The organism is Cellulomonas bogoriensis 69B4 = DSM 16987 (assembly GCF_000767165.1).
Classification (GTDB): Bacteria; Actinomycetota; Actinomycetes; order Actinomycetales; family Cellulomonadaceae; genus Actinotalea; species Actinotalea bogoriensis.
This window is the reverse complement of sequence record NZ_AXCZ01000449.1, coordinates 1-535: the sequence shown is the minus strand read 5'-3', so window position 1 is coordinate 535 and position 535 is coordinate 1. Positions and strand designations below refer to the sequence as shown.

General features: G+C 77.9%; 2 protein-coding genes. Both read left to right on the top strand.

Annotated elements, in window-relative coordinates:
* A partial coding sequence (locus N869_RS18215) for a TadE family type IV pilus minor pilin (protein ID WP_035063369.1) occupies positions 1-348 on the top strand: 348 nt, incomplete at its 5' end.
* The coding region (locus N869_RS16760; protein WP_232229896.1) for a pilus assembly protein TadG-related protein at positions 345-535 on the top strand (191 nt) is incomplete at its 3' end. The genes N869_RS18215 and N869_RS16760, both read left to right, overlap by 4 nt.

The following is a 535-nucleotide window of genomic DNA, read 5'->3' as shown; positions in this document are numbered from 1 at the left end:
ACCGCCGAGCTGGCACTGGCGCTGCCCGCCGTGGTCCTGGTCCTGGCCGTCGTCCTGGTGACGGCGTCGGCAGGGGCGGCGCGGCTGCGGTGCGAGGACGCGGCTCGCGCGGCGGCGCGCGTCGCGTCCACGGGCGTCAGCGACGACGCCGTCCACGGGGCGGCCCTGGAGGTCATGGGCCGCCCCGTGGAGGTGACGGTGCGTCGGGACCCCCCGTGGGTGGTCGTCGACGTCGTGACCGTCATGCCCGGCGGGTGGTTCACCGGTGGGGCCCTGGGGCTCTCGGCGACCGCGACGGCGCTGCTCGAGCCCTCCGTCGGAGGTCACCACCACGGGTGGTCCCCGTGAGCCGCTGCGGGCACGTGACCGCCACGGGTGCAGGCCTCGCGGGGGACCGCGGGTCGGGCAGCGTCCTGGTGATCGCCCTGGTCGCCGCGGTGGTGGTGCTCGCCGGTGGGCTCGCCGTCCTCGGGCAGGCGGGTGTGGTGCGTGCCCAGGCGCAGAGCGCTGCCGACCTGGCGGCCCTGGGAGGGGC